This window comes from Leucobacter sp. M11 (genome assembly GCF_035726885.1).
Lineage (GTDB): Bacteria > Actinomycetota > Actinomycetes > Actinomycetales > Microbacteriaceae > JAPFRB01.
The window spans coordinates 167,954-171,160 of record NZ_JAPFRB010000004.1 but is presented as its reverse complement, the minus strand read 5'-3'; the positions used below and the strand labels follow the sequence as shown (position 1 = coordinate 171,160).

General features: G+C 74.1%; 5 protein-coding genes. 1 reads left to right on the top strand and 4 read right to left on the bottom strand.

The features are described 5' to 3' along the window. Positions 1 to 503 (bottom strand): GntR family transcriptional regulator (locus tag OOT08_RS12775; protein ID WP_325093123.1); only part of this gene is annotated, 503 nt, incomplete at its 3' end. Between the two features lie 181 nt (positions 504 to 684). Here OOT08_RS12775 and OOT08_RS12770 point away from each other — a divergent pair. Continuing rightward, positions 685 to 1,209 carry a nucleoside deaminase gene (locus tag OOT08_RS12770; protein ID WP_325093122.1) on the top strand — a complete coding sequence of 175 codons (525 nt, stop codon included), beginning with the start codon at positions 685 to 687 and terminating at the stop codon, positions 1,207 to 1,209. On the opposite strand, the gene OOT08_RS12765 is transcribed toward OOT08_RS12770, so the two are convergent. The 3 genes from OOT08_RS12765 to rsmI form a co-directional block, all read right to left on the bottom strand. Beyond that, positions 1,206 to 2,102: a MerR family DNA-binding transcriptional regulator gene (locus OOT08_RS12765; protein ID WP_325093121.1), complete on the bottom strand. Its 897-nt coding sequence runs from the start codon at positions 2,100 to 2,102 to the stop codon at positions 1,206 to 1,208. The two genes, OOT08_RS12770 and OOT08_RS12765, sit on opposite strands and share 4 nt — an antisense overlap. 91 nt (positions 2,103 to 2,193) lie before the next feature. Continuing rightward, positions 2,194 to 2,682 (bottom strand): hypothetical protein, encoded by a 489-nt coding sequence (locus tag OOT08_RS12760; protein WP_325093120.1) that lies wholly within the window; start codon positions 2,680 to 2,682, stop codon positions 2,194 to 2,196. Between the two features lie 70 nt (positions 2,683 to 2,752). Next, positions 2,753 to 3,207 (bottom strand): 16S rRNA (cytidine(1402)-2'-O)-methyltransferase (gene rsmI / locus OOT08_RS12755; RefSeq protein ID WP_325093119.1); only part of this gene is annotated, 455 nt, incomplete at its 5' end.

The window sequence follows — 3,207 nt, the reverse complement described above, 5'->3', positions numbered from 1 at the left end:
TTGTCGTCCTTCGCCAGGCGACGGATCCGGGCCAGGTGGGTGCGCACGCTCGCGAGCGCCTGCACGAGCGGCGCGTTCTGCACGGCGGCGTCGGTCGCGGCGTCCAGCTCCCGGACCAGGGCGTAATACCCGGTGCGCTCGGCGTCGTCCTGATCGAGCTGGGTGGGCACCGCCGCAAAGCGCTCGGCGAGGGCCCGAAACACCTCCGGGTCGGCGCGGCGGGCGGCGAGCCGGGCCGCCTGCTGGTCGAGTGCCTGGCGCAGCTCGAAGAGCTGGCGGACCTGGCCGGAGTCGACGGGGGCGATGACCTGGCCGCGTCCGCCCTCCTGGACGAGCAGCCCATCGGCCGCGAGCCGGGAGAGCGCCTCGCGGAGGGGGGTGCGGGACACCCCGATTCGGGCCGCGGTCTCCACCTCGGGCAGGAGCTGCCCGGGGGCAAGCCGCAGGGTGAGGATCTCCGACCGGAGCACCTCGTAGGCCCGGTCACTCGCGCGCTCTGCCATGAACCCGCCCCTTCCTCCTGGTGTCCCAGAATTCGCGTTGATGTATACATTGTGACACTAATCGCAGAATATTGCGAGCCATTCCGCCCCCTGTGTATACACCACCCCCGCGCCCTGGGGGATCTCCCGGCGTCCCGCCCGTCCTCCAGCCGCCCCAATTCCGCGGGGATAGGCTGGGGAGATGACGACTGAGACAGCGAACGAGCGATGCAGCGAGCGGGACCTGAGCTTCCTCAGCCGCTGCGTCGCGCTGGCGCGCGAGGCACGCGCCCGCGGCGACCACCCCTTCGGCTCCGTGGTCGTGGCCGCCGACGGCCGCGCCTTCGAGGGCCTCAACACGGTCGTGAGCGAGCGAAACGTGATCGGCCACGCCGAGACGGCGGCCGCGCGGCTGGCCGGCGAGAGCCTCAGCCGCGCGGAGCTCGCGGCGAGCACGCTCTACACGAGCGCCGAACCCTGCATCATGTGCGCCGGGGCGATCCACTGGGCGGGCATCGGCCGCGTCGTTTCGGCCCTGTCCGAACCCCAGCTCGCCGCCCTCGTCAGCCACCAGGAGGGCGCGGCGACCCTGAACATCCCCTCCCGCGAGGTTTTTGAGCGGGCCGGGGCCGAGGTGATCTCCGTCGGCCCCGTCGACGTCGCGGGCGCCGCCGAGGTGCACGCGGGCTTCTGGGACGCTCCCCGCGGGGCCCCCGACCCCGCCTAGGCCGGCCGGGGAGGCGCGGCCTCTTCCGGCAGCGGGAAGCGCACGGTGAGACCGATCGGCTGCCCCTGCTCGTCCAGGCGACCCTCGGTGCGGATACCTTCGAGCGTGGCGGCCTCCTCGCCCAGCTCCTGCGCGACCGCGTCAAAGAGCGCCAGCTGACCCGGCGGGATCGTCACCTCCGGCGGCGTCATCCCGTGCGGGATCTCCACGGACAGCTCGGTCGCGGCGGGCAAGACCCCGAGGCGCACGCCCCCGCCCAGCTCGTCGGTGTCCCCGGGGCCTCCGAGGTCGCCCGCGATCGGCCAGGCGCAGCGCAGCGTCATCGGGGCGGTCTCCGGGTCGCCCGTCTCGCTGGGGCGGTGCTGGAACCACCAGGGCCCGGTAATCTCGCCCCCGGCGGCCCGCACCGCCTCGAAGATCCGCGCGAACAGCGCGTTCGCCCGCTCGGTGTCCGCCGCGTCCTGCGCGGCCCGCTCCTCGTCGCTCGCGTGCTCCGGCAGCTCGGGGTGCCCGAGCAGCTCCGCGTAGGCGAAGCGCTGCTCTCCCCGTTCCTCGCGGCGCACCTCCGCGACGCCGCCCTGTTCGAGCAGCCACTCGGCGGCCGCGAGCGCGGCGTCCTGCGCCCGGCGCTCCTCGACGAGGCGTTCCCGCACCCGGGCCAGCGTGCTGGCGGGCTCCGCCGCGGACATCGTCTCGGCGACAACGGCGAGCGGGAGCTCGGCGGCCCGGAGCACGGCGATCAGGCCTGCCTCGCGGAGCTGGCCGAGCGCGTAGCCCCGGTAGCCGCTGCGCGGATCCACCGAGGCGGGACTGAGCAAGCCCTTCGCGTCGTAGTGCCGGAGCGCCTTCGGGGTGAGGCCGGTCAGGAGGGCGAACTCGCCGATGGTCATCATAGGTTCCTCGTTTCCGCGGCCGACGGCCGCTCACCCCCAGCGTGGGCGTTCCCCCAGGGGGAGGGTCAACTCCCGGCGGAACGCGGCGGCCTCACGCCACTTCCGGCCGGGGCGCGAGTCGCCGAGCCGCGAGCACGATGAGCGCGATGAGCAGCCCCATCGTCGTCACGTCCGCGACGATGTAGACGTAGTGCCAGGGCGACTGCCCCGGGTTGGCCCCGGCGAGCACGAGGTCGGTGCGCGCGTTCAGCGGCGGGCGAATCAGGAGGATCTTCGCGAGGTACACCGCGGCGACGGCCGCGAGGACGCCGAGCTGGGCCCGGCCCGCGCGCAGGCGGGGTGCGATGCGGGGCCACAGGGTCACCGCGATGAGCGCCACCAGGATCAGGCCCTCGGCGACGTTCAGCGCGAAGAAGACCAGGCGGCCGATGCCGAGCCCGAGCGGGATCGTGATGCCGGGGGCCTGGAACTTGAGCGGGGCCTCCAGGAACGAGATCGCGGCGACCATCCCGAACCACAGCACCGGCAGGATCAGTCGCCAGATCGGCAGCGTCGCTCCGCGCGTCGTGGGGGTCGTCATGGGGTCCTCCGTTGGGTGCATCGGCTGGGTGGGCGTGGGTCGGCCATCGGGTTCCGTCTCGTCGGGTGGGTCAGCGCCTCGCGGCGAGGGCGAGCTGGTACAGCTCACGCCCGGACAACCCGGCCGCCGCCGCGACCTCGCGGCTCGCGTCCTTGAGCCGGGCTCCCGCCGCGACCTGGGCGAGGACCTCGGCAAGCGCGTCCTCGGAGGAGACCGTGCGCTCCGGGGCCCCCTCGATGACCAGGGCGATCTCGCCGCGTACCCCGCCCTCGGCCCACTCGGCGAGCTCCGCGAGGCTCCCCCGGCGCACCTCCTCGAACTTCTTGGTCAGCTCCCGACACACGGCGGCGCGGCGGTCCGCGCCGAAGCCGGTGCCGAGGTCGCCGAGGCTCTGCGCGAGCCGGGCCGGGGACTCGAAGAACACCATCGTGCGCCGCTCGGTGGCGAGCTCGGCGGCGAGCGCCCGGCGCTCCCCCGGCTTGCGGGGCAGGAAGCCCTCGAAGCTGAAGCGGTCGGTGGGGAGCC

Bases quoted from the DNA above. Each gene is read 5' to 3' on its own strand.
- OOT08_RS12770 (WP_325093122.1), top strand. From the start codon at position 685: ATGACGACTGAGACAGCGAACGAGCGATGCAGCGAGCGGGACCTGAGC.
- OOT08_RS12765 (WP_325093121.1), bottom strand. From the start codon at position 2,102: ATGATGACCATCGGCGAGTTCGCCCTCCTGACCGGCCTCACCCCGAAG.
- OOT08_RS12760 (WP_325093120.1), bottom strand. From the start codon at position 2,682: ATGACGACCCCCACGACGCGCGGAGCGACGCTGCCGATCTGGCGACTG.